This window comes from Nocardia wallacei, from assembly GCF_014466955.1.
Taxonomy (GTDB): domain Bacteria; phylum Actinomycetota; class Actinomycetes; order Mycobacteriales; family Mycobacteriaceae; genus Nocardia; species Nocardia wallacei.
Window position 1 is genome coordinate 7,211,575 of the sequence record NZ_AP023396.1, and the last position, 21,543, is coordinate 7,233,117.

Genomic DNA, 21,543 nt, shown 5'->3' on the forward strand with positions numbered 1-21,543 from the left:
CCATTCAACCCGCAGTCGGCGGTGAGTTTCCACACAACGCGCCGGGCGGGCCGCTCAGCGGCGCAGATCCGCTCGCAGCCGCGTCTCGTCGACGTCGAAATAACTGTGTTCGCGCCCGTCGAGCAACACCACCGGCAGCCGGTCGCCGTATTCGGCCCGCAGTCCCGGATCGCTCGCCGCGGCCTCGTCCACATCGACCGTTCCCGGCTCGATCCCGAAATCGGCGCAGATCGTGCGCAACTGTTCCAGCGCGACGGTGCACATCCCACACCCCGCCCGCGTCAACAAAGTCACCGAATGCGTGGAGTCGCTCATGGCTTCATTCAATACGTCCCGGGCGGATTCGCCGGACACGGGCCGGAACTGTCCAACCGACAAGGTCATACCGCTCGGTTAGTGTTGTGGTGTTCGCATTGACGGGCGGAGGTACTGGTGCCGGAACGATCTAAGGATGCGAGGACGGGCTTCATCGCGGGTAGATTCGGCGAGTTCCCGGCGCGCTGGAGCCAGGGCCTGTCCGATCAGCTGACTCGCATCGCGCGCAGCCCGTTCGGGCCCAGCGAGGAGGAGGTGCGCGCCAACCTGGCCGGTGAGGCCAGCGCCGACGCGGCCCTCGCACTGCACGACGCCGAGCTGGAAGCCGGTGTCGCCGAGCCGGATTCGGAGGTACCGCGCGACCTGACCGCGGCGGCGTTCTTCGACGTCGACAACACCATGGTGCAGGGCGCGTCGATCGTGCACTTCGCCCGCGGCCTGGCCGCCCGCAAGTACTTCAAGAGCTCGGACCTGGTCGACATCGCCTGGAAGCAGGTGAAGTTCCGGGTCACCGGCAAGGAGAACGCCGGCGACATGGTGAGCGGCAAGGAGAAGGCGCTGTCGTTCATCGCCGGCCGCTCGACCGCCGAACTGGCCGCGCTCGGCGAGGAGATCTACGACGAGATCATCGCCGACAAGATCTGGCCGGGCACCCGCGCGCTGGCCCAGATGCATCTGGATGCCGGGCAGCAGGTGTGGCTGGTGACGGCCACCCCCGTGGAGCTGGCCCAGGTGATCGCGAAGCGGCTCGGCCTCACCGGCGCGCTGGGCACCGTCGCCGAGAGCGTGGACGGCGTATTCACCGGCCGCCTGGTCGGCGACATCCTGCACGGTCTGGGCAAGGCCCACGCGGTGCGCACCCTGGCCATCCGCGAGGGCCTGAACCTCAAACGCTGCACCGCCTACTCCGACAGCCACAACGACGTCCCCATGCTCTCCCTGGTCGGCACCTCGGTAGCCATCAACCCCGATTCGGACCTCCGCGAGGTGGCCAAGAACCGCGGCTGGGAGATCCGCGACTTCCGCACCGGCCGCAAGGCCGCCAAGATCGGCGTTCCCACCGCCCTCGCCCTGGGCGCGGCAGGCGGCGCGGCCGCGGCGGTCCTCACCCGCAAGCGCGAGGCGGCAGGCTGAAGCAGCCACGACGCTTCCCACCCGCAAGCGCGACGCGGCAAACTGAACCCAGAGGCCGTCACCTGCGGGTCGTGGCCGTGGCGAAGGCCGAAAACCCTAGCCGGTGAAGGAATTTCGGCGCTTCATCAGCAGCTTGTAGAGGGTCTGCTGAATGGTTTCGCGGACTTGGTCCGTCACCTCGAACATGGTCATCGGGTCGTCGGCGGCCTCGGGTTCGTAGGCGGTGGTGCTGATCGGGGCGCCGAACTCGATGTACCACTTCGACGGCAGCGGCAGGGCGCCGAGCACGCCGAGGTGCGGGAACAGCGGGGTCACCGGGAAGTACGGCAGGCCGAGCAGCCGGGCCAGCGGCTTCAGATCGGCGATCTTCGGGTAGATCTCCTCCGAGCCGACGATCGAGCACGGAATGATCGGCACGCCCGTCTTCACCGCCGCCGACACGAATCCCCCGCGCCCGAACCGCTGCAGCTTGTAGCGCTCGGAGTACGGCTTGCCGATACCCTTGAAACCCTCGGGGAACACACCGGCCAGCTCGCCCGCGCGCAGCAGCCGTTCCGCGTCGGCGGGGCAGGCCAGGGTGTGCCCGGCCTTGCGGGCCAGCCCGCCCAGCACCGGCAGTTCGAAGATCAGGTCGGCGGCCAGCAGCCGCAGCGCGCGCTGTTTCGGGTGCCGGTCGTGCACCGCCAGCTGCAGCATCAGGCCGTCGATCGGCACCACGCCCGCGTGATTGGACACGATGAGCGCACCACCGGACTCGGGCAGGTTTTCGATGCCGGAGACCTGCACCCGGAACCACAGCTCCGACAGCGGCCGCAGCGCGGGCAGCACCACCGACTCCAGCAGGTGCTCGTCGAGCCCGAACTCGTCCACCTGGTAGTCGCCGGTGAGGCGGCGGCGGGCGAAATCGGCCGTGCCGCGAATGCCGTCGGTGACGACGCCGCGCACCAGGTCGCCCAGGGTGCGCGGGGGCCGCGGGCCCGTCTCGGCCAGCCGTTCGGTCAGCGAGGTGACCGGACTCGGCGCCGATTCGTCCGGCCAGCGGCGCGCGGGCGTGCGATTACGCGCCTCGAAGTCCACATCGTGCAGCTGAATTACCTTCGCCACGTCGTTCATCGGTGTGCTCCCGCTCCGGCCCCGACCAGGCCGAGAAGTTTCGTTTCTGCAGCGTCGATCCAGCGTGGATCCATGACGGGCCGCAACGCTGCGCCCCCGACGAAATCGTCGAATGCCTGCACTGTCGTCCAGCGCGGCTGATATCCGAGTTCGGCTCGCATCCGGGTGGTGTCCAGCCCGCAGCCGAAATGGAAGTAGTCGATCTGTTCAGTCGTGAATTCCCGCATCACCGGGCCCATGAACGAGCGGCCCACGCTGCGGAACAACGCGAACGGCACCGGCAGGGCGATGCGACCGGCCCGGCGCACGGCCTGCGACAGCACCAGCGCGCCGTCGCCGGCCACGTTGAAGGTGCCGCCCGGCGCGGCGAGCGCCGCATGGGTCAGCGCGGCTATGGCGTCCTCCTCGTGCAGTAGTTGGATGCGCGGGTCCCGGCCGAGGATCGTCGGCGTGACCGGGGAACGGAAATACTGCACGCCCCGATGCGCCAGCCGCGGACCGACGATCGGCGGAAAACGCAGAATGGCCGCGGCGATATCCGGGCGGCGGCGCGCCAGGCCGCGCACAAAACCTTCCACTTCGATCATGTCGCGGGCGAACCAGCCGCGCGGCGGCGTGCGGGCGCTCATTTCCTCGGTGAATTTCGCCGGGTCTTTCGGGCCGCAGCCGTACACCGCCGACGACGAGCGCACCACCACCCGCCGCACGCTCGGCGACTTCTGGCAGACCGCGAACAGCTGCATGGTGCCGAGCACGTTGAAATCCTTCATGACCGCGCGCCCGCCCCCGGACGGCGGCCGCGAGAGCACCGCCGGATGCACCACGGTGTCGACCTCGTTGCGATCGAACACCTTGCGTATCAAGGGATTTCGAATATCGGCCCGCACGAATTCGGCCCGGCCCATCCGGCGCAGCAACTCCCGGCCGGGCGTGCGGGCGTCGACGGCGATGATGCGCTCGACCGTGGGGTCGGCAGCCAGGCGCGCGACGACGTTGCCGCCGAAGAACCGGCTCGCGCCGGTCACCAGCACCACCTTGGGCGTATGCCCGTCTCGCACGTTCGTAGCCACGCCGGATCCCGCCTGTGCAGCCCCCATACCGCCGATTCCGCGTTCCAGGATAACCGCTGTCGCGACAGCTCAGCGGTGTTTAACTTCCTTCTTACGATGAGTTCTGTCACCGGAAACCATAAGGTTTTAAATCCGGGATTTTCAAAATACGAAGAGCCCGCCACCGGACGGTGACGGGCTTTCGGCTACCGCAGCGTTACTTGCCGAGTTTGCGACGCTGCACTCGTGTGCGGCGGAGCAGCTTGCGGTGCTTCTTCTTCGACATGCGCTTGCGGCGCTTCTTGATCACAGAACCCATAGGGCTGTTCCTCGCGTTCTTTCTCTCCTCGGCGCGCACGCCGGTTCACGTACGCCCGTGTCCGCCCGGCCGGGACCAGCACTGCGGCCAGCGAACACGACGATGGTCCATGTTACCGGGCCAACCCTCGGCGAACGAAACGGGGATCGCCGCGCGGCCGGCCCGCCTGCAGGGTCGCCGAGCCCACCGATCCGGCTGCCGCCGGAACGGTCGGGGCCCGAGCGGCCGACCTACCCCGCGTCGAAGTAGGACGTCTGCAGATAATCGTGCACGGCTTTGGCGTGCACCCGGAACGATCGACCCACCCGCACCGCGGGCAGCTCACCGGAATGCACCAACCGGTACACCGTCATCTTGGAGACCCGCATCAGATTCGCCACTTCGGCGACGGTGAGGAACTGAGTCCCTCCACCGATAGCGGGACCGGTACTCGCAGAGCTGTTTCCAGACATCATTGCGCCACTGACACCTCCGGCACGTCCGCGCCGCCGGCTTCCCCACCGGCGGAACAGACACGCACGTGCTCCTTGAAGCTTAGCGGGACCAGTGGGATTACTGCGACGGGTGGGAGATAAACGGTGTCGATTGCGCGCTACTCCGCGGTCGTTCCCTGTTCGACGGAGCGTCGCTTGGCGGCATGCAGCGCCTCCCAGAACGCCGAGCGCACGCCGCCGCGCTCGAGTTCGCGGATCGCGGCCGCGGTGGTTCCGGCCGGGGAGGTGACCGCCGCGCGCAACTCCGCGGCGTCCTGTCCGGACTCGTCCAGCAGCGCGGCGGAGCCCAGCATGGTCTGGCCGACGAGCTGGGTCGCCACGTCACGGCTCAGGCCGAGGCCGACGCCCGCCTCCACCATGGCCTCGACGACGAGGAAGAAGTACGCCGGGCCCGAGCCGGACACCGCGGTGACCGCGTCCATCTGCGACTCCGGCACGGTCACCACCTTGCCGACCGCCTCCAGCACCTCGCTGACCTGCTGCAACTGCTCGGCCTTGGCGTAGCGGCCCGGGGCGAGCACGCTCATCCCCTGGCCGACCAGCATCGGCGTGTTGGACATGACCCGCACGACCGGGAACCCGGCGGGCATCTTGGACTCGAGCCGGACGGTCGGCACTCCGGCGGCCAGCGACACCAGGACCTGATCGCGGTCGTTGTCGAGTTCGGCCTTGCCCAGCTCCGTCAGCACCGCGTCGACGTCGTGCGGTTTCACCGCGATCACCAGCAGGTCCGCGGCCGTCGCGGCGTCGGGGATGCTCCCGGTGACCCGGATGCCGAACCGTTCGACGAGAAATTCCGCCCGCGCCGGGGCCGTTTCGACGACGACCAGATCCTTGCTCGCCCGCCCCGACTCGAGCAGACCGGCGATCAACGCCTCACCGATCCGCCCGCCACCGATCACCGCAATTCTCGTCATGACGGTCAAGGCTAGTTGCGCGCTAGCGCGGCTGTGGGATCAGGGCGAGCTGCCGGGTCTGGGCGACCACCGCGCCGGTGGCGTCGAGCACCAGCTGATCCTCGTCGAACATGCCCGCACCGATCTCCTGCGCGGTGGCGATGACCCGCAGCCACCCCGGCGCGGGGCGACGACGCAGGTACGTGGTCAGCTGCACCGTCGGCGCCCAGCCGAAGCGGCCCAGGTTCGCGGGCACCGGCGGGCTCATATCTCCGGCCATCATGGCGAAGTAGGCGGCCACGTCCGGGTCCTGCTCGTCACCCGGGCGGGGGCGGATCCACAGCCGCAGGCGGGGCTCGCCCCGCTCACCCTTCAGGAAGACGGCCCATTCGGGATCGATGGCGACCGACGCGGCCTGCGCGACATTGACGATGCGGCCCATCGGCGAGCCGGGCTCGTAGCCGACGGCGTCGGCCGGGGGCTCCGCGGGCATGTCGAGGTCGATGTCGCGGGTGTAGGCCGGGGCGGCGTCGTCGAGGTGCGCGAAGGTGAAGGCCGTGCGCACCAGAGTGCGGCCGTCCTGCACGAGATCGGTGTCCACCAAGCTGATTCGTTTACCGGTCTTGCGGACGCGGACGTGATACTCGACCTCGCCGGGATCCGGGGCCCCGAGGAAATCGCTCGAACCGGCGATCGGGAACATCTCGGCCAGGGCGGGCGCGACGGTCCGCAACCGGCGGGTCGCCGCCGCGGCACTCCCCGCGACCATGGTGCCGCCGTGCAGCTTCTTGCCGATGGTCCAGGTCGGGTGGATCGCACCGCCGTAGCGGCCGACATCGGCCAGCTCCGACGGCAGTTCGGTCACCGCGCACACCCGGCTGAACGGGGCATCACCGAGCCCCGCCCCCGGCCGTGCCGCATCGATGGTCAGCTCAGTCACCACCACTCCTTCCGCCGAGCACATCCCACCCACTCTGCTCGTACAGCGTATAAGGCCCGCGCCCCCACCGCGATTCCCCTCCACTGTGACAAGCGCGGCACACCCCCACCTCTACCGGTGCCCCTGGTCGCCCTTCGCCCAGCAATGCCAAGACGACCACCATCAGACGCGTGCACCTCACCGAGCAATACGTGGACGACTACCGCCAGACACGCGCGCACGTCACCCAGCAACGCGCGGACGACCACCGCCAGACACCCGCGCACCTCGCCGAGCAATGCCCAGACGACCACCGCCAGACACGCGCGTGCGCTCGCCCAGCAACGCGCGGACGACCACCACCAGACACGCGCGCACCTCGCCGAGCAATGCCCAGACGACCACCGCCAAACACGCGTGCGCTTCGCCCAGCGATGCCCGGACGATTGCCCTCAGACGCGCCGGGCGCCCGTGGGCTCCGGGGTGGGGGCGGTCTGGAGGTCGTTGAGGTGGGCGCGGGCGAAGGTGAGGGCGCGGTGGAGGGCGGCGGCGCGGGCGGCCTTGGTGCGGGCGTTCTGGGTGTTGACCTCGATCACCGCGTGGCCGTGGAAACCGTTGTGCACCAACGCTTCACATACTTCCGCGCAGGGCTGGTTGCCCTCGCCGGGAACCAGGTGCTCGTCGTGGGCGGCGCCGGTGCCGTCGGCGAGGTGCAGGTGGGCGAGGTTGTCGCCCATCCGGGCGGCGAGCGCGAGCGGGTCCACGCCGGCGGTCGCGGTGTGGGAAAGGTCGAGGGTGTAGTTGTCGAAGCCGGTGTCGGTCGGGTCGTAGGAGGGGCTGAACGCGGTCAGCGAAAGGCCCGGGCCGCCACGGCGTTCCAGCCGCCGCGCCGACCCCGTCCGCCGTCCGAACAGGGTGTCGGCCCGCATCGGGAACATGTTCTCCACGGCCACCGCCACCGCACTGTGCTCCTCGAGCCGGCGGACCTGCGCGGCGAACCCGTCGGCGTAGCGCCGCTGCCAGCGGAACGGCGGATGGACCACGACCGTGCTCGCCCCGAGTACCTCCGCCGTGCGCACACTGCGTTCCAGTTTCGCGATCGGATCGGCGCCCCAGACCCGCTGTGAGATGAGCAGACACGGCGCGTGCACCGCCAGCACCGGCATCGAATACCGGCGCGCGTAGTCCTCCACGGTGGTGATGCTCTGGCTGGCCGGTTCGGCCCAGACCATCAATTCCACGCCGTCGTAACCGAGTTCGGCCGCGTAGCGAAATGCCGCCTCGGTGTTCTCCGGATAGACCGAAGCCGTGGACAATCCCACCCGGATGTCGTTGCCCGCCTGCTGGTTCCCCACTACCGCTCCCTGCTCAGTTGGTGCTGAGTAGAAAGGCTAGCGGGCCGAGCGTCACGAAGATGCCCACGATCACGGCGATGACGGTGCTCATGATGTCGTCGGTGCGGCGCAGCACGCGGACCAGGGCGACCAGGCCGAGGATCACGACCATGGCGAGCGTCAGGGCGACGAAGGGCAGTACGTCCCACATCTTCTCGAAGCCCTTGAACAGCAGCATGCCCGCGACCGCGGCCCCGGCGACCTGACCGCCCAGCACCATCCACTGTTGCCGCGCCACCTCGTCCGGGCTCTTGCGCGCGGCCCGGGCGCCGCCCGATCGGGTGCCGGTGGTGCGGGCGGCGACCAGCGCGCGCGAGCGTGCGGCGAGGCGGTTGGCGCGTTCGGCCCACGGACGGGCGGGCTTGTCGAGATCTTCGTCTTCGTCGATGTCGGGGTCGTAATCCGAATCGAACTCGTCGTCCGGGTCGAACTCGTCGGGTTCGACCGGCATGTAGACGTCGGTGCGATCGTCGGGTACCTCGAGCAGACCGGCGGCGCCCGCTCGCCCGGCACGCCGGTTGCCGCGAGCCGGGCGTTCGCCGCGCTCGGCGCGATCGCGCAGCAGATCTCCGGCGACGGTGGATCCCGAGACCAGCTGTTGATCGGGGTCGGCCGCGGACCAGACCGCCGTCGGGTCGCCATCCGGGGGCGGGGGTGCGCCGTTGCGGGCGGGTTGGTCCGGGGGCGCGTCGGCCGGTGTTCGTCTTCGCGCGGACCACGCGGGCAGGGCGGCGGGGGCGTTGCCGTCCCGGTTGCGCCGCGGCAGCTGCGGGCGTGGCGGCGCTTCGGCGCGGTCGGCCGGGTCGGGAGCGCGGAACGGCGGTGCGAACGGCTCCGGTTCGGGGGTTCGCTGCGGGGCCCATGCCGTGGGAGCGGCGTTTTCGACGGGCCGGAACGGGCCGCCGCCGAACGGGCGGACCTCGGTCGCCTCGATATCCGGTTCGCGACGGCGGCGGCGGCCGCCTTCCGCCGCGGGCAGGCCGTGGTCGGGCAGTTCCGGCGCGGCCTGCTGTTCCGAGAGCGCCTCGAGCGCCTCCATCCGCTCGCGGCGCGCGCGCCGTCCGCCCCGGGTGCTGGGCGGGAACGGGTCGGCTTCGGGTGTGGCAGTCGAAGCGTCCGAACCGGAGCCGGGCCAGCCGAAGCCGGTCGGGTCGCGCAGCGCGGCGTCCGACATGGCGGGCGACCGGTAGGAGTGCGCTTCGAAAGCGGGCGGCTCGTATGCCGCGGGCTCGAATCCGGGCGGGGTGACCGCGCTCGGCCCGGCGCCGTTCGCACCGAAACCGTTGCGGTCATAGCCACTGCTCCCGGCGCCGCCGTAGCCGTTCGGTTCGCCGAAACCGTTGGCGCCGAGGCCATTCACACCGTAGCCGCTGCCACCCGCGCCAGTGGGACCGGAACCGCTCGGACCGTAACCGTTGCTCCCCGCGCCGTCGGCTCCGGAACCGTTCAGGCCGTAACCGTTGCTCCCCGCGCCACCCGAACCGTTCAGGTCGTAGCCGGTCCCAGTGGGTCCCGAACCGTTCAGGCCGTAAGCGTTGTTGCCGGTGCCGTATCCGTTGGCGCCGTTCGCGCTCGGGTCGTATCCGTTGCTGCCGTTCGGCTGGTAGCCGTTGCCGTTCGCGCCGTGCTCGTATCCGCTGCCGTTGGCGCCGAAGCCCCCGGGCGCGTAACCGCCTCCGGAACCGTTCGCACCGTACCCGTAGTCGTTGCCTCCGGAACCGTTCGCACCGTACCCGGGCGGCGCGTAACCGTTGCTCCCGGAACCAGTGGCCCCATAACCGTTGCTCCCGGAACCGGTTGCCCCGTACCCATTGCTCCCGGAACCGTTCGGCTCGTACCCGCTGCTCCCGGAACCGCTCGTGCCGAGACCGTTCAGGTCGTAGCCGCTCCCGGCGCCGTAACCGTTCGACTCCGAGCCGAGCGGGTCGTAGTACGAAATCGGCCCGGACAGCGGCGAATCGGACGGCCCGGTGTCGGGTAAGGCGGCGGAGTAGCCGGGCGCCGGCTCGGGGGTCTCCGGCTCGGGGGCGGCGTGCGCGGACGTGCCCTCGCGGACGGCGGGCATGTCGCCGGTCAGGTCGGTGACCGAGATGCCGCGGCCACTGCGGCGACGCCGGCCGCCGCCCGACGCGGGAACGCCCTGGCCGTTGCGGGCCAGCAGCTCGGCGACCGACAGCTGGGTGGATTCGTCACTCATCTCGACACCGTTTCGGTCGGTCCCGGTATTCCGCTCGGACGGCCGTTGCCGGCACCGGGTTCGCTGTCCAGGTCGGTATCCAGTTTGCGCAGGATCAGTCCCTCCCGCAGCGCCCAAGGGCAAATCTCGAGAGTATCCAGCGATAACGCTCGCATACTCGCCTCCGCGACCAATGCTCCAGCCACCAGTTGCTGTGACCGATCGGAACTCACGCCCTCCAATTCTGCCCGGTCCGCCGCGGTCATCCGGGAAATGAACGCGATCAGCTGGCGCAGACCGGAACTGGAGAGGATACGCCGTTCCCGGGGGCCCGCGCCGGATGGGGCGGCGCCGGTGAGCCGGGCCAGCGTGCGGAACGTCTTGGAGGTGCCGACGGCCAGATCCGGGCGGCCGGAGTCCAGCAGCTGTTTGGCCGGGATGACCATCTCGGCGTCGAGCCAGTCGCGCAGGACCGCCACCCGGTGCTTGCCCGGCGGGTCTTCGCGCAGCCAGTCGCGGGTCAGCCGTCCCGCGCCCAGCGGCAATGACAGCGCCACGTCGGGCGCCTCGTCGCAGCCGCTGCTCAGCTCGAGCGAGCCGCCGCCGATGTCGAGATTGAGGATGCGCCCCGCGCTCCAGCCGTACCAGCGCCGGACCGCCAGGAACGTCAGCCGGGCCTCGTCGACCCCGGCCAGCACCCGCAGGTCCACGCCGGTCTCGTGCCGGACCCGGGCCAGCACCTCGTCGGAGTTGGTGGCCTCGCGCACCGCCGAGGTGGCGAACGACATCAACTGCACACAGCCGGAAGACTTTGCGATACTGGCGAATTCGGCGACCGTCTTGGTGAGCCGGGCGGCGCCCTCGGGGATGATGCGGCCCTCGTCGTCGATGTTCTCCGACAGCCGCAGCGTCGCCTTCCGGGAGCTCATCGGCATCGGGTGGCCACCACGATGCGCGTCCACCACGAGTAGGTGGACGGTATTGCTTCCCACATCGAGGACACCGAGCCGCACAAGAACACGGTACTGGGTTGTGGTGCCGCGCAGGGGCAACGTCCCGTAAAGCCCGGAAATGCACGGTTCGGGCCGAAGCTGTTAGCGTCTGGCGATGTGACGGCAGGAGCTTCCGCGAGCGCCCCGACCGGGTTGCGACCAGCGGCGAAGATCGAACCCAGCCCCGAGGTCGATCTCGACTTCCCGCGGGAATGGATCGAATTCGTCGATCCAGCAAACGATGAGCACACGATTGCGGCCGACCTGACCTGGTTGCTGTCGAGATGGACGTGCGTCTTCGGCACCCCCGCGTGCCAGGGCATCATCGAGGGCCGCCCCGACGACGGCTGCTGCTCGCACGGCGCTTTCCTCTGCGACGACGACGATCGCAAGAAGCTGCACCGGGCTGTGAAGATGCTCACACCCGAGGACTGGCAGCTGATGGACCAGGCGCTCGACACGAACGGCAAGGTCCGCAAGAAGCTGTATCTGGAAGAGGACGACCTCGACGACGAGCCCGCCCTGCGCACCCGCCGCCACGACGGCGCGTGCATCTTCCTCAATCGCCCCGGTTTCGCGGGCGGCATCGGGTGCGCACTGCACAGCATGGCGCTGCGCAAGGGTTTGGAGCCGCTCACGGTGAAGCCCGAGGTGTGCTGGCAGCTGCCGATCCGCCGCACCCAGGACTGGGTGGACCGCCCCGACGGCGTGCAGATCCTGCGCACCACACTCACCGAGTACGACCGCCGCGGCTGGGGCCCCGGCGGCCTCGACCTGCACTGGTACTGCTCGGGTTCCCCCGACGCCCACGTCGGCGCCCGCCCGGTGTGGCAGTCCTACGCCCCGGAGCTGATCGAACTCATCGGGCAGCCCGCCTACGACGAACTGGCCCGGCACTGCAAGCGCCGCGAGGGGCTGGGGATCGTGGCGGTGCACCCGGCGACCGTCGAGGCGGAGCGCAGCGTCGCGCCGTAGGGACGCAGACCGGACGTGGGCGGGAATATCGAACGGCGGCGCGGGTGCGGCACCGGATCCCCTCGTCGCGGAACAAAGCGGAATAAGACGGCGCCGCGCGGCTCTTGACCGTGGTCGTGAGCGCACGAATCCTGCTGGTCTCCGGCAGCACCCGGCCCGGTTCCACCAACACCGCCGCGCTGCGGACCTTCGAAGTCGTTGCGCCACAGGATATCTCGACAGAGTTGTATACCGGACTCGCCGACCTCCCGGCCTTCGTACCCGGCGACGGCCCCTCCCCCGCCGCGGTCGCCGAGTTGCGCGAGCGCCTCGCGGCGGCGGACGCCGTGCTGTTCTGCACACCGGAGTACGCGGGCTTGCTACCCGGCAGCCTGAAGAACCTCCTGGAATGGACCGTCGGCACCGCCGACCTCCACGAGAAGCCGGTGGCCTGGATCAACGTCGCCGCCGAGGGCCGCGGCGACGGCGCGGTCGCCTCACTGCGCACCGTCCTCGGCTACGTGGGCGCGCAGATCATCGAGCCTGCCTGTCGGCGGGTGACGGTGCTCGGCGCGATGGTCGAGCCGGACGGCACGGTCGCCGACACAAGGGTGCGGGCAACGCTCGGCGAGGTCGCGGCAGCCCTCGAAACCCACCTCGGGCAGGTACTGGACACCGGTTCGACATGACTGATTCACCCGATCCTGGTAGGCATCAATTCCATGATGAGGAAAATCATGGCAACCGCATTCCTGACCGTCGGCGCCGCGCTCGCGCTGGCCCCGGTCGCGCACGGCGAGGACGCCCCCTTCGACCCGTACGACTACAACGTGCAGACCGACAAGTTCGTGACCTTCACCGACCCGGCCGCCCTGACCGCCCAGCAGAACGGCAAGCAGGTCGTCGTCACCCCGTACGGCACCTCGCGCACCATCGCCTGCCGCGGCAACGGCGCCGACATCCCGCTCTACGACTGCCTCCAGCACGACGACTTCGGCTGGCAGCCCCTGTCGAGGATGGACCTCCCCCAGATCGGCACCGCCTGGGTGCACATCGTCTAGTTCCCGCGGCGCGGCTGCGGCCGGGGTCTCCCTACCCCGGCCGAACCGCTCTCAGGCCTCGAGTTTGTAGCCCAGGCCGCGCACGGTGACGAGGTGTTCGGGTTTGGCCGGGTCCGCCTCGATCTTCGAGCGCAGGCGTTTGACGTGCACGTCGAGGGTCTTGGTGTCGCCGACGTAGTCCGCGCCCCAGACCCGGTCGATGAGCTGGCCGCGGGTCAGCACCCGGCCGGAGTTGCGGAGCAGGTACTCCAGCAGGTCGAACTCCTTGAGCGGCAACGTCACCGGCTTGCCGTTGACCTGCACGGTGTGGCGGTCGACGTCCATCCGCACCGGCCCCGCCTCCAGGACGCCGGTCTCGCTGCCGCCGTCCATCTCCTCGCCCGCGCCGCGGCGCAGCACCGCGCGGATGCGGGCGATCAGCTCGCGCGAGGAATAGGGCTTGGTCACATAGTCGTCGGCGCCCAGTTCCAGCCCGACCACCTTGTCGATCTCGCTGTCGCGCGCCGTCACCATGATCACGGGCACGCTGCTGCGGGTGCGCAGCTGCTTGCAGACGTCGGTGCCACTCATGCCGGGCAGCATGAGATCGAGCAGCACGATGTCCGCGCCGGAGCGGTCGAACTCGGCCAGGGCGGACGGACCGTCGCCGACCAGGGTGACCTCGAACCCCTCCTTGCGCAGCAGGAACGCGAGCGGATCGGCCAGCGACTCCTCGTCCTCGACGATCAGCACACTCGTCATCGGGTTGCCTCCACACCGTTTGGTCTGGCCCGCCCGTTGGGGCGCGGACCGATTTCCTTCTTACCCACCGTGATTCCGGTGGGAGTCCTTCGCTCGCCGGTGCCGCCCTCGCTCCCGTCGTCGGCGCCGGTGGCGGGAATGCGCAGCGTGAATGTCGAGCCGGTGCCCAGCTTGCTCCACAACGTGATCTCGCCGTTGTGATTGGCGGCCACGTGTTTGACGATAGCCAGCCCGAGCCCGGTCCCGCCGGTGGCGCGCGAGCGGGCCTTGTCGGCGCGGAAGAAGCGCTCGAACACCCGCTCCTGGTCCTCCTTGGCGATGCCGATGCCGCGATCGGTGACGGCGATGTTCACGTAACCGCCGCGCAGCGAGCGGCTCACCGACACGTGCGAGCCCTTCGGGGAGTAGTTGATGGCGTTCTCGACCAGGTTCGACAGCGCGGTGACCAGCAGCGTCTCGTCGCCGAGCACCTCGAGCCCGCTGTTGGCGTCGGTGCTGACGGTGATACCGGCGGCCTCGGCGGCGGTGCGGGAGCGCTCGATGGCGGCGTTGACGACGGTGTCCACATCGACGGCCTCGAGCTGCGGCAGCTTCTCCGCGCCCTGCAGCCGCGAGAGCGCGATCAGCTCGGTCACCATCTTGCCCATGCGGCCGGATTCGGCGTGCAGCCGCTCGCCGAAGTGCCGCACCGAATCCGGATCGTCGGCCGATTCCAGCAACGCCTCCGCCAGCAGGCTCATCGCGCCGACCGGAGTCTTGAGTTCGTGACTGACATTGGCGACGAAGTCCCGGCGGGTCGCCTCCATCCGGGCCTGCTCGGAATCGTCGTCGGCGAACAGCACGACGAAGTTGGAGTTGTCCCGCGACAGCGGCCGCGCCACCCCGCGCACCGCGATGCTGGCGCGACCGGGCGTCGGATTCTTCAGGGTGAGATCGAAATCCACACTCTCCGCACTGGCAAGCACTTTCTCCACGGCGGCCCAGGCACGCTCGTCGAGCAGGCGGTTGCGGACCAGGCCCAGCTCCTCCGCGCGCGGATTCACCAGCACCACGTCACGGTATTCGTCGACGACCGCGATGCCGCTCTCGGAGGCGAGCACGATCAGGTCGAGCACCTGCGACATGGTCAGGCCCGACTCGGCCTCGCGGCGCTGCGCCTGGCGGGCGTTCACATAGGGAATGAGCAGCCCACCGACAGCCAGGCCGACTACGGCCGCCAGAACTGCCAGCAGCACGGCCTGGGGAACGCTCACACTTGAATCGTACGGTCGCGGACACGCCGACAAAGCCCGGGTCGGCGAAGTTTCGCGCAGGTCACAGGCGATTCCGCCGGTGTTAGCCCGGTGTTTACGCGGAGTTCCACCGGCGCGTCGCCGACTCGCCTCCGCAACTCTGCGGCATCCGCAACGATGGCGGGTGCACATTGCGTTGGGGCACCGCGTATCTGGAGATCGCGCGACACCGACGTGAACTGTCCACCATTGTGCCCGTCGCGGCGCGGCGCGCCCACCCACGGATCGGTTGTGATGTTCGGCTCAGCGGAACCGGCATCATCGGTCCGTTGACCGAGCGGGACAACAAGGTTAGCGTTACCTAACTTCACTGGGAGGTTCGGATGGGTAAGGAAGCCGTTCGACTGGGTGCCGTGCAGGAAACATTGCTCATCCCGCTGTACGGGCGCGCGCTCGATGCCCGCGCACGACGGCCCGTACTGGGTGATCACAAGGCGGTCGAACTCTGCGACCGCATCGAGTACGACTTCGCCGAATTCCGTGGCCCCGCGCTCTCCGGATCGGTGCTGCGCACATCGATCTTCGACGCGTGGGTCCGGCGATTCCTCGCCGAGCACCCGGACGGCACGGTGGTCGAGCTGGGCGCCGGATTGAACACCCGATCGAACCGGCTGGACAACGGCCGGGCCCGCTGGTTCGACCTGGACCTGCCGGACACCATGGCGCTACGGCGGGCCTTCTTCGACGACACCGACCGGGTCACCATGATCGCCGGGTCGATCCTCGACACCGACTGGTTCGATCGGGTCGCGGCGACCGGCGGGCCGTGGTTGTTCGTCAGCGAGGCGGTGCTGCTGTATTTCGACGAGGAGCAGGTACGTGCGGTCGTCCGGCAGCTCGCCGAACGGTTCTCCGGCAGCTTGCTCGCGATCGATACCGGCGGGCGCGCGATGATGGACAACCAGGAACGCAATCCCGTGTTCCGGGTCGTCTCGGCGCGGATGCGGTGGACCTGTGAGGATCCGGCCGCATTGGCGAGTTGGGGTTTGCGGCTACTGGAGAGCCGCACCTTCGCGACCCCGCAGCCCGAGTTGGCCCGCACGTGGCCCTGGCGCTACCGGTTCGGCATGCCGCTGCTGGCGCGGCTGCTGCCTCCGGTGGTCAACTCGTACAAGGTCAACCTGTTCTCGCTGCGTTGACCCGCGCGCTCACCAGCCGGGGTTGCCGTCGACCGGAAGGTTCACGTAGCTCGGGTCGGCGGGGTCCAGCACGAGATGCTGTGGGCGCAGGCCGGATTCGAGGAGCAAGGGGGTCGGCGGCAGGCCCTTCGGGAAGTTGCCCGCGTAGACGTTGACGCGCAGCCGGTGGCCCGGTTGCAGGACGGCATCGATCGCCGGGACCGGGATATCGAGTGCGGTGGGCTGACCGGGGACGGTGGGCTGGCGGGTGTCGAGGGACAGGTCGGGTACCGGCTGGGTGTAATCGCCGTCGGCGTCTCGCCTGCTGCGTGATTCGTCGATGGCGCGCAGCGACGCCATCAGCTGCCCGGTCGACAGGACGGTCGACATGCCGTCGGGGGCGACGTCGTTCACCTCCACCACCCAGAATCCGTCGGTCGCGTCCTGAATCGTGTTGAGGTGCACCGAAATCGGGCCCGACACGGTGGTCGGCTCGGCGACCGGCGCGCTGGTGAAGGTCAGGCCGTTCAGCTCGTGGACGCGGTTGTCCTTACCGCAGGCGATGACGATGGCCGTGACACCGATCGTCTGCTGCGCGGCATCGCGGGAACACAGGCCGGTCAAACCCGGTGCGACGGTGAGGGTGTCGGCATTCGGGCTCGGTCCGGTGAACAGCGACCCGTCGTGCACGCTGCCCGCGGCGGTTCCGCTGGGCGCGGCGGCGAGATACATCCGCCGATGGTCCGCCTCCGATTCGGGCTTGTGCAATGCCGCGAGCGTCTTCCAGGCGCCGCCCTGCTCGCGCACGGTGACCGGGCCGTACCCGTCGATGCCGTTGTCGATTCCCTTGAGCCACTTGTCGAACCACGCCCGCTGCAGGACGTCCATGCGGGGCGGCAGGCCCGGCTTACCGGATTCGGCTCCGTTGGTGATGTGGTAGGTGTCGCCCATCAGCAGTTGTTTCCGGCCGGGCGGCAACGGGATTCGGTCGTAGAAGTCGGCTTGCGAGGTGACGAACAGGTCGTGCCACCCGCCGGAAATGAAGACGGGGGTGGTGATTGCGCCGGGGTCGGTCTCCCAGGCCTGTCGGGTCGGGCTGTCGGCCTGTAGTAGCTCCTGGACCTTGGGGCTCAGCTGGTCGATGTTCGGCGTGACGAAGGCGTCGATCAGCGCGTCCACGAAGGTGAACGGGTCGGCGAGGCGGTCGGCCAGCCACTTGCCGTCGAATCGGCCCTGCGCCAGGGAGAGCAGGTCGGGCATCAGCTTGGCCATATTGACGCCGAGCAGCCAGGCGGGCATGAACGTCGTGCCGATCGCGCCGCCGGGCGCGACCACATCGCGAAACGGGTTGCCGCTGGGCACAACCGGGAACAGCGCCTTCAACGCGGGCGGGTTCTTCGCCGCCACCTGCAGCTGATTGATCCCGGAGTAGGAGACTCCGCTCATGCCGATGTCGCCGGTCGACCACGGCTGCCGGGAGGCCCAGTCGACCACCTCGACGGTGTCCTGCTGTTCCCGCGCCCGCAGCAGATCCCAATCCCCTTGCGAGAAACCGGTTCCCCGCACGTCGACGATCACCTGGGTATAGCCGCTCTTGACCAGTTGCCGGTCCACCGAGAAGTTGCGGACCAGGCCACCGCCCAGCGATTTGGTCAGGTCGGTGATTCCGGCGAAAGGCGTTCCGGACAGGTCGAACTCGTGCGTCAGGCGCATCAGTTCATCCGAGAACCCGGGAATCGACCTGGCGGAATCGATGACCATCGACCCCAATTTGGTATAGGGCGTGAGATTGAGAACGGTCGGCGTGGGCTCCGCGATCGGCCGCCCCGACGCATCCGCCGGGTGGTACACATTGCTCTTCAACACCGTGCCGTCACTCATGGTGATCGGCACATCCCACTCGATGAAGACATTCGGATACCGCTGCGGCCCATCCTCGGTCGCCGCCCACGCCACCCCCGCGGCCCCACCATCCGGCCCACTCGCCTCCGGCGCCGCCCCCGCCGGCAGCGCCACGAACGGCACCAGCGCCACAGCCGCAACCACCACCAGCCCAGCCCGCACCAGACACCTCATCGACCACCGCCCACTCCGTCGGAAACAGTTCGCCCTCAAGGTAGGACGGTTCCACCCCCACGAGAGCCGAATTCACCCACTTTCGGTCGATTGCACAAACCACCCCAGCCCACCCCGACCGACTGCCACACCCCAACTCCACACCACCGGCCAGGACCTGTCATTCCGATCCGGGGGCACCCACGCCCGAGCCGGTCTCAGCGGCCCTCGGAACCGCGTAGTTCCTCCAGCAGAGGCCCCGAATCGGGGATGCGGCGCCACCACCACGGAGCAGCGGTCAAATCCACCTCCACATATCGCCGAAGGACCTGCTTCTCATCGTCGATGGTGATGGAGCGCAGCCGCGTATCGTATCGTTCCGCCAGACCGATCACCTTGTCCTTCAACGGATTTCCCAGCTGTTCGATACATCCGGCCAAGAAGTCGCGCACCGAAAACGCGGCAACCAGATCGTATCCGCCCCAAACCCCGCGGTCAGCAGGGGATTTGAACCGATCGGAATCGATCTTCTCAACATGCAGTGCCCAGCTGACGAGCAGGTCCAGAACACCGAAGGACCGCCATTCGTTCACTTGATGCCGACAGGACTCCAGCTCCGCCACTTCGCCGTCATCGAACTCCGCCCTGATTTCATCGGCCGATTCCTCAGTCACGTATCACCGACTCGGGTAGTAGGTTGTCGATCGCCACGGCAGGTCACGGTTGACAATCACTCTTACGCCTTTGTAGTCGTATCTCACAGAATTACCCGCGCCGGGGGATGTCTTACCGTTCTTCAACGTTTCCTCGATTTCTTGCAAGGACGGCCTACCCATCGCCGGGTTGTCATCGCCCGCATGCCCCCGAGCGAACTTCCCCGCTCGAGACGACTGCCGACCGGATCACGCATCCCCCACCTCTCTCTTCGGGCCCGAAAAGGCGGCTATCGCCTTGTCCGCGAACCACTCCCGCCGTACCTGTGGACGCTGCGCGATGCCGACGACGGCGAGCGCATCCACAGCGCACGAACTCTCGACGAGATAGAACAGTGGCTGGACACGTGAAAAGCCCCGGGGCGCACGCCGTTGTGCGCACCCGGGACAACCGGGGATGGCCGGGCAGATTTACCAGCCGGGGTTACCGCGGACCGGAATGTTCACGAAGCTGGGGGAATTCGGGTCGAGTTGGATGTGCTGCGGCTTCAGGCCGGTGTCGATCAGCATGGGCAGGATGGGCAGGCCCTTGGGGAAGTTGCCCGCGAAGACGTCCACGCGCAGGCGGTGACCGGGTTGCAGCACCGCGTCGGTGGCGGTGAGCGCGAGGTCGAGCGTCGTCATCTCACCCGGCACCGTGGGCTCGCGCTTGTCCAGCGAGGTGTATGCCCGCGGGTCGGTGTAGTCGCCGTTGGCGGAGCGCGTGCTGCGGGCTTCGTCGACCTGCCGCAGCGAGGCCATCAGCTGGCCGGACGACAGCACCGTCGATTGCCCGTCGGGCGCCACATCGTTGACGGTCGCCACCCAGTAGCCGTCGGCCGCGTCCTGAACGGTGTTGAGCCGCACCGCGATCGGGCCGGAGATGGTGGTCGCCTCCGCCACCGGGTCGCTGGTGAAGGTCAGGGCGTTGAGTTCGGCGACTCGCGAATCCTTGGCGCAGCCGTCGATGATCGAGAGGACACCGGCGGTCGCCTGCGCGGCGTCGTTCGAGCAGAGCGTGGTCATGCCGGGCGACACCGTCAACCGCGCGGTATCGCCGTTGGCGAATCCGGTCAGCGAGCCGTCGTAGACGCTGTTCGCCGTACCACTCCGGTTGGCGGACAAGTACATCCGGCGATACTCCGACGCCTCTTCCGCCGGTGCGGACGGGCCGAAACCGTTCTGGGTGATCCAGCCACCACCCTGCTGACGCAGCGTGACCGGGCCATAGGTGTCGATGCCGTTGTCGATGCCCTTGAGCCACTTGTCGAACCACGCTCGCTGCAGCACGTCCAGGCGCGGCGGCAGGCCCGGCCTACCGGACTCGTTGCCGGAGTTGAGGTGGTAGGTGTTGCCCATGAACAGCTGCTTCTGGCCGGGCGGCAGCGCGATCTGGTTGTAGATCTTGGATTCGGAGTAGGTGAACAGGTCGTGCCAGCCGCCGGTGACGAAGGTCGGGATGTCGATCGCGCTCGGATCACCCAACCACGCTTGGCGTTCGGAGGTGTAGTCGGAGAGCATCTGTTTCACCCGCGGGTCCAGATCTTCCATCCGGGTGCTGGTGTAGGCGGAGAGCAGGACGTCCATGTAGGTGTACGGGTCGGCGACGCGATCGTTGAGCCACGTGGTGTCGAACTTGCCGTTGACGATCGACTGCACGTCCGGCACCCACTTCAGGGTGTTGATCGCGGTGAGCCACAACGGAATGAAGTTGAAACCGAAGCCGCCGCCGGGCGCCAGCACGTCGTCGACCAGGTCGCTGCCGGGGACGACTGGGAAGATCGCCTTCAGCGCCGCCGGGTGCTTCTCGGCGGCCTGCACCTGGTTGATGCCGGAGTAGGAGATGCCGTTCATGCCCACCTTGCCGGTGGACCAGGGTTGCCTTGCGGCCCAGTCGATCACCTCGACGGTGTCCTGCTGTTCGCGCTGGCGCAGCATGTCCCATTCACCCTGGGAGAAGCCGGTGCCGCGGACGTCGACCACGACCTGGCTGTAGCCGCTGCGGATCAGCTGCCGGTCGACGGTGAAGTTGCGCAGTTCGCCGCCGCCGAAAGCCTTTGTCAGATCGGTGATTCCGGACAGCGGGGTGCCCGACATGTCGATCTGGCGGAACAGGTTCAGAACCGCGTCGGACAGGCCCGGAATCGACTGCGCGTGGTCGGCGAGGTTGGAGACCAGCTTGGTGTACGGAGTGAGGTTGACGATGGTGGGCGTCTGCACGTCGGCGGGGCGTCCGGCGGCGTCGGCGGGCCGGTACACATTGCCCTTCAGAACCGTGCCGTCGCTCATCGTGATGGGGACGTCCCAGTCGATGTGGATGTTCGGGTACTGCTGCGGGCCATCCTGCGTGGCCGTCCAGGCGGCGCCCGCCGCACCGCCGTCCGGACCGGTCGCGGTGGGTCCGGCGGAGGCCGTGGCGGTGAAGAATGGGAACACCACTGTCGCGGCGACCGCCGCTACCGTGGCACGCAGCGCGTACTTCATCGGATGTGATCCACCTCTCGAATGGTCGAACGACCAGAAGTGTATCTACCGAAGAGTAAGTTACAAACCATCGAGTTCGTATGTCGCGACGCGACCTCTCGCGGACCCACCCGCGCGGGCGAGGCGACGACCAGCGCGGACAGCCACATCCGCCGCCTACCGATCGACACCCGCACCCGGCACGACCGGCCCCGATCCGACTACCGCCGGGCACTGCGCCGGACGGCGATCGGTCGATGCCGCGTGATACCTACACTGCCGACGCGGAGACGGAGTTCACAGACCGAGCCGTCCGGAACCCGGTCCGCGAACCACTGTTCCCGGCAGACACGCGGGTGGAATCGC

The 21,543-nt window shown here is 68.6% G+C and carries 19 protein-coding genes and 1 pseudogene; 5 read left to right on the forward strand and 15 right to left on the reverse strand.

From position 1 onward, the window contains the following. Nucleotides 1-54: 54 nt before the first annotated feature. Nucleotides 55-315, reverse strand: coding sequence for a glutaredoxin family protein (locus NWFMUON74_RS32350; protein ID WP_187685494.1), 261 nt, complete (start codon nucleotides 313-315; stop codon nucleotides 55-57). 117 nt (nucleotides 316-432) lie between these two features. On the opposite strand from NWFMUON74_RS32350, the gene NWFMUON74_RS32355 reads away from it, so the two are divergent. Beyond that, the gene (locus NWFMUON74_RS32355; RefSeq protein ID WP_425300787.1) at nucleotides 433-1,449 is read left to right on the forward strand and encodes an HAD family hydrolase; all 1,017 of its coding nucleotides are present in this window, start codon (nucleotides 433-435) and stop codon (nucleotides 1,447-1,449) included. Nucleotides 1,450-1,545: 96 nt separating this feature from the next. On the opposite strand, the gene NWFMUON74_RS32360 is transcribed toward NWFMUON74_RS32355, so the two are convergent. The 9 genes and pseudogenes from NWFMUON74_RS32360 to NWFMUON74_RS32400 form a co-directional block, all read right to left on the reverse strand. Continuing rightward, nucleotides 1,546-2,562, reverse strand: a complete 1,017-nt coding sequence (locus NWFMUON74_RS32360; protein ID WP_187685495.1) for a lysophospholipid acyltransferase family protein — start codon at nucleotides 2,560-2,562, stop codon at nucleotides 1,546-1,548. Further along, entirely contained in the window at nucleotides 2,559-3,659 is a 1,101-nt protein-coding gene (locus NWFMUON74_RS32365) for an NAD-dependent epimerase/dehydratase family protein (RefSeq protein ID WP_187685496.1), read from the reverse strand. Before NWFMUON74_RS32365 ends, NWFMUON74_RS32360 begins: the two co-directional genes overlap by 4 nt. A 169-nt stretch (nucleotides 3,660-3,828) precedes the next feature. Then, nucleotides 3,829-3,930 carry a 30S ribosomal protein bS22 gene (locus NWFMUON74_RS32370; RefSeq protein WP_003402602.1) on the reverse strand — a complete coding sequence of 34 codons (102 nt, stop codon included), beginning with the start codon at nucleotides 3,928-3,930 and terminating at the stop codon, nucleotides 3,829-3,831. Nucleotides 3,931-4,160: 230 nt separating this feature from the next. Beyond that, nucleotides 4,161-4,385, reverse strand: coding sequence for a helix-turn-helix domain-containing protein (locus NWFMUON74_RS32375; protein WP_024801963.1), 225 nt, complete (start codon nucleotides 4,383-4,385; stop codon nucleotides 4,161-4,163). Nucleotides 4,386-4,522: 137 nt separating this feature from the next. Next, nucleotides 4,523-5,341 (reverse strand): pyrroline-5-carboxylate reductase, encoded by an 819-nt coding sequence (proC, locus tag NWFMUON74_RS32380; protein WP_187685497.1) that lies wholly within the window; start codon nucleotides 5,339-5,341, stop codon nucleotides 4,523-4,525. A 22-nt stretch (nucleotides 5,342-5,363) separates the two neighbouring features. Then, nucleotides 5,364-6,263, reverse strand: a complete 900-nt coding sequence (locus NWFMUON74_RS32385; protein WP_425343078.1) for a thioesterase family protein — start codon at nucleotides 6,261-6,263, stop codon at nucleotides 5,364-5,366. 428 nt (nucleotides 6,264-6,691) lie between these two features. Further along, nucleotides 6,692-7,594, reverse strand: a complete 903-nt coding sequence (locus NWFMUON74_RS32390) for a sugar phosphate isomerase/epimerase family protein (RefSeq protein ID WP_232110708.1) — start codon at nucleotides 7,592-7,594, stop codon at nucleotides 6,692-6,694. A gap of 13 nt (nucleotides 7,595-7,607) precedes the next feature. Further along, nucleotides 7,608-7,856 (reverse strand): annotated as a pseudogene (locus NWFMUON74_RS37000) (hypothetical protein); the annotation flags it as partial. Nucleotides 7,857-9,826: 1,970 nt separating this feature from the next. Next, on the reverse strand, nucleotides 9,827-10,822 hold the full coding sequence (locus NWFMUON74_RS32400; protein ID WP_187685500.1) for a Ppx/GppA family phosphatase: 996 nt from the start codon (nucleotides 10,820-10,822) through the stop codon (nucleotides 9,827-9,829). Between the two features lie 96 nt (nucleotides 10,823-10,918). Here NWFMUON74_RS32400 and NWFMUON74_RS32405 point away from each other — a divergent pair, with 96 nt between their 5' ends. The 3 genes from NWFMUON74_RS32405 to NWFMUON74_RS32415 all read left to right on the forward strand — a co-directional run bounded on the left by NWFMUON74_RS32405 (nucleotide 10,919) and on the right by NWFMUON74_RS32415 (nucleotide 12,816). Beyond that, the gene (locus NWFMUON74_RS32405) at nucleotides 10,919-11,776 is read left to right on the forward strand and encodes a DUF3109 family protein (RefSeq protein ID WP_232110709.1); all 858 of its coding nucleotides are present in this window, start codon (nucleotides 10,919-10,921) and stop codon (nucleotides 11,774-11,776) included. A 116-nt stretch (nucleotides 11,777-11,892) separates the two neighbouring features. Further along, nucleotides 11,893-12,444 carry an NADPH-dependent FMN reductase gene (locus tag NWFMUON74_RS32410; protein WP_187685501.1) on the forward strand — a complete coding sequence of 184 codons (552 nt, stop codon included), beginning with the start codon at nucleotides 11,893-11,895 and terminating at the stop codon, nucleotides 12,442-12,444. Nucleotides 12,445-12,492: 48 nt separating this feature from the next. Next, nucleotides 12,493-12,816: a hypothetical protein gene (locus NWFMUON74_RS32415; protein ID WP_232110710.1), complete on the forward strand. Its 324-nt coding sequence runs from the start codon at nucleotides 12,493-12,495 to the stop codon at nucleotides 12,814-12,816. Nucleotides 12,817-12,867: 51 nt separating this feature from the next. Here the strand turns inward: NWFMUON74_RS32415 and NWFMUON74_RS32420 are convergent, their stop codons facing one another. Both NWFMUON74_RS32420 and NWFMUON74_RS32425 read right to left on the reverse strand, forming a co-directional pair. Next, complete coding sequence (locus NWFMUON74_RS32420; protein ID WP_187685502.1) at nucleotides 12,868-13,557, reverse strand: response regulator transcription factor; 690 nt, start codon at nucleotides 13,555-13,557, stop codon at nucleotides 12,868-12,870. Continuing rightward, a complete protein-coding gene (locus NWFMUON74_RS32425; protein ID WP_187685503.1) occupies nucleotides 13,554-14,810 on the reverse strand; it encodes a sensor histidine kinase in 1,257 nt (418 codons plus the stop codon). Before NWFMUON74_RS32425 ends, NWFMUON74_RS32420 begins: the two co-directional genes overlap by 4 nt. Nucleotides 14,811-15,172: 362 nt before the next feature. Between NWFMUON74_RS32425 and NWFMUON74_RS32430 the strand changes: the two genes are divergently transcribed. Continuing rightward, nucleotides 15,173-15,988 carry a class I SAM-dependent methyltransferase gene (locus NWFMUON74_RS32430; protein WP_187685504.1) on the forward strand — a complete coding sequence of 272 codons (816 nt, stop codon included), beginning with the start codon at nucleotides 15,173-15,175 and terminating at the stop codon, nucleotides 15,986-15,988. A 9-nt stretch (nucleotides 15,989-15,997) separates the two neighbouring features. Here NWFMUON74_RS32430 and NWFMUON74_RS32435 read toward each other — a convergent pair whose 3' ends face one another. From NWFMUON74_RS32435 to NWFMUON74_RS32445, 3 genes are all read right to left on the reverse strand, one after another. After that, a complete protein-coding gene (locus NWFMUON74_RS32435; protein WP_187685505.1) occupies nucleotides 15,998-18,043 on the reverse strand; it encodes a CocE/NonD family hydrolase in 2,046 nt (681 codons plus the stop codon). A gap of 197 nt (nucleotides 18,044-18,240) precedes the next feature. After that, nucleotides 18,241-18,696 (reverse strand): hypothetical protein, encoded by a 456-nt coding sequence (locus NWFMUON74_RS32440; protein ID WP_187685506.1) that lies wholly within the window; start codon nucleotides 18,694-18,696, stop codon nucleotides 18,241-18,243. A 450-nt stretch (nucleotides 18,697-19,146) separates the two neighbouring features. After that, the gene (locus tag NWFMUON74_RS32445; RefSeq protein WP_187685507.1) at nucleotides 19,147-21,198 is read right to left on the reverse strand and encodes a CocE/NonD family hydrolase; all 2,052 of its coding nucleotides are present in this window, start codon (nucleotides 21,196-21,198) and stop codon (nucleotides 19,147-19,149) included. Between the last annotated feature and the right edge of the window lie 345 nt (nucleotides 21,199-21,543).

What these genes read in the sequence shown, in the direction of transcription:
- NWFMUON74_RS32445 (WP_187685507.1), bottom strand. Translation starts at nt 21,198, where the DNA reads ATGAAGTACGCGCTGCGTGCCACGGTAGCGGCGGTCGCCGCGACAGTG.
- NWFMUON74_RS32415 (WP_232110710.1), top strand. Translation starts at nt 12,493, where the DNA reads ATGGCAACCGCATTCCTGACCGTCGGCGCCGCGCTCGCGCTGGCCCCG.
- NWFMUON74_RS32360 (WP_187685495.1), bottom strand. Translation starts at nt 2,562, where the DNA reads ATGAACGACGTGGCGAAGGTAATTCAGCTGCACGATGTGGACTTCGAG.
- NWFMUON74_RS32350 (WP_187685494.1), bottom strand. Translation starts at nt 315, where the DNA reads ATGAGCGACTCCACGCATTCGGTGACTTTGTTGACGCGGGCGGGGTGT.
- NWFMUON74_RS32370 (WP_003402602.1), bottom strand. Translation starts at nt 3,930, where the DNA reads ATGGGTTCTGTGATCAAGAAGCGCCGCAAGCGCATGTCGAAGAAGAAG.
- proC (WP_187685497.1), bottom strand. Translation starts at nt 5,341, where the DNA reads ATGACGAGAATTGCGGTGATCGGTGGCGGGCGGATCGGTGAGGCGTTG.
- NWFMUON74_RS32435 (WP_187685505.1), bottom strand. Translation starts at nt 18,043, where the DNA reads ATGAGGTGTCTGGTGCGGGCTGGGCTGGTGGTGGTTGCGGCTGTGGCG.
- NWFMUON74_RS32420 (WP_187685502.1), bottom strand. Translation starts at nt 13,557, where the DNA reads ATGACGAGTGTGCTGATCGTCGAGGACGAGGAGTCGCTGGCCGATCCG.
- NWFMUON74_RS32430 (WP_187685504.1), top strand. Translation starts at nt 15,173, where the DNA reads ATGGGTAAGGAAGCCGTTCGACTGGGTGCCGTGCAGGAAACATTGCTC.
- NWFMUON74_RS32375 (WP_024801963.1), bottom strand. Translation starts at nt 4,385, where the DNA reads ATGATGTCTGGAAACAGCTCTGCGAGTACCGGTCCCGCTATCGGTGGA.
- NWFMUON74_RS32365 (WP_187685496.1), bottom strand. Translation starts at nt 3,659, where the DNA reads ATGGGGGCTGCACAGGCGGGATCCGGCGTGGCTACGAACGTGCGAGAC.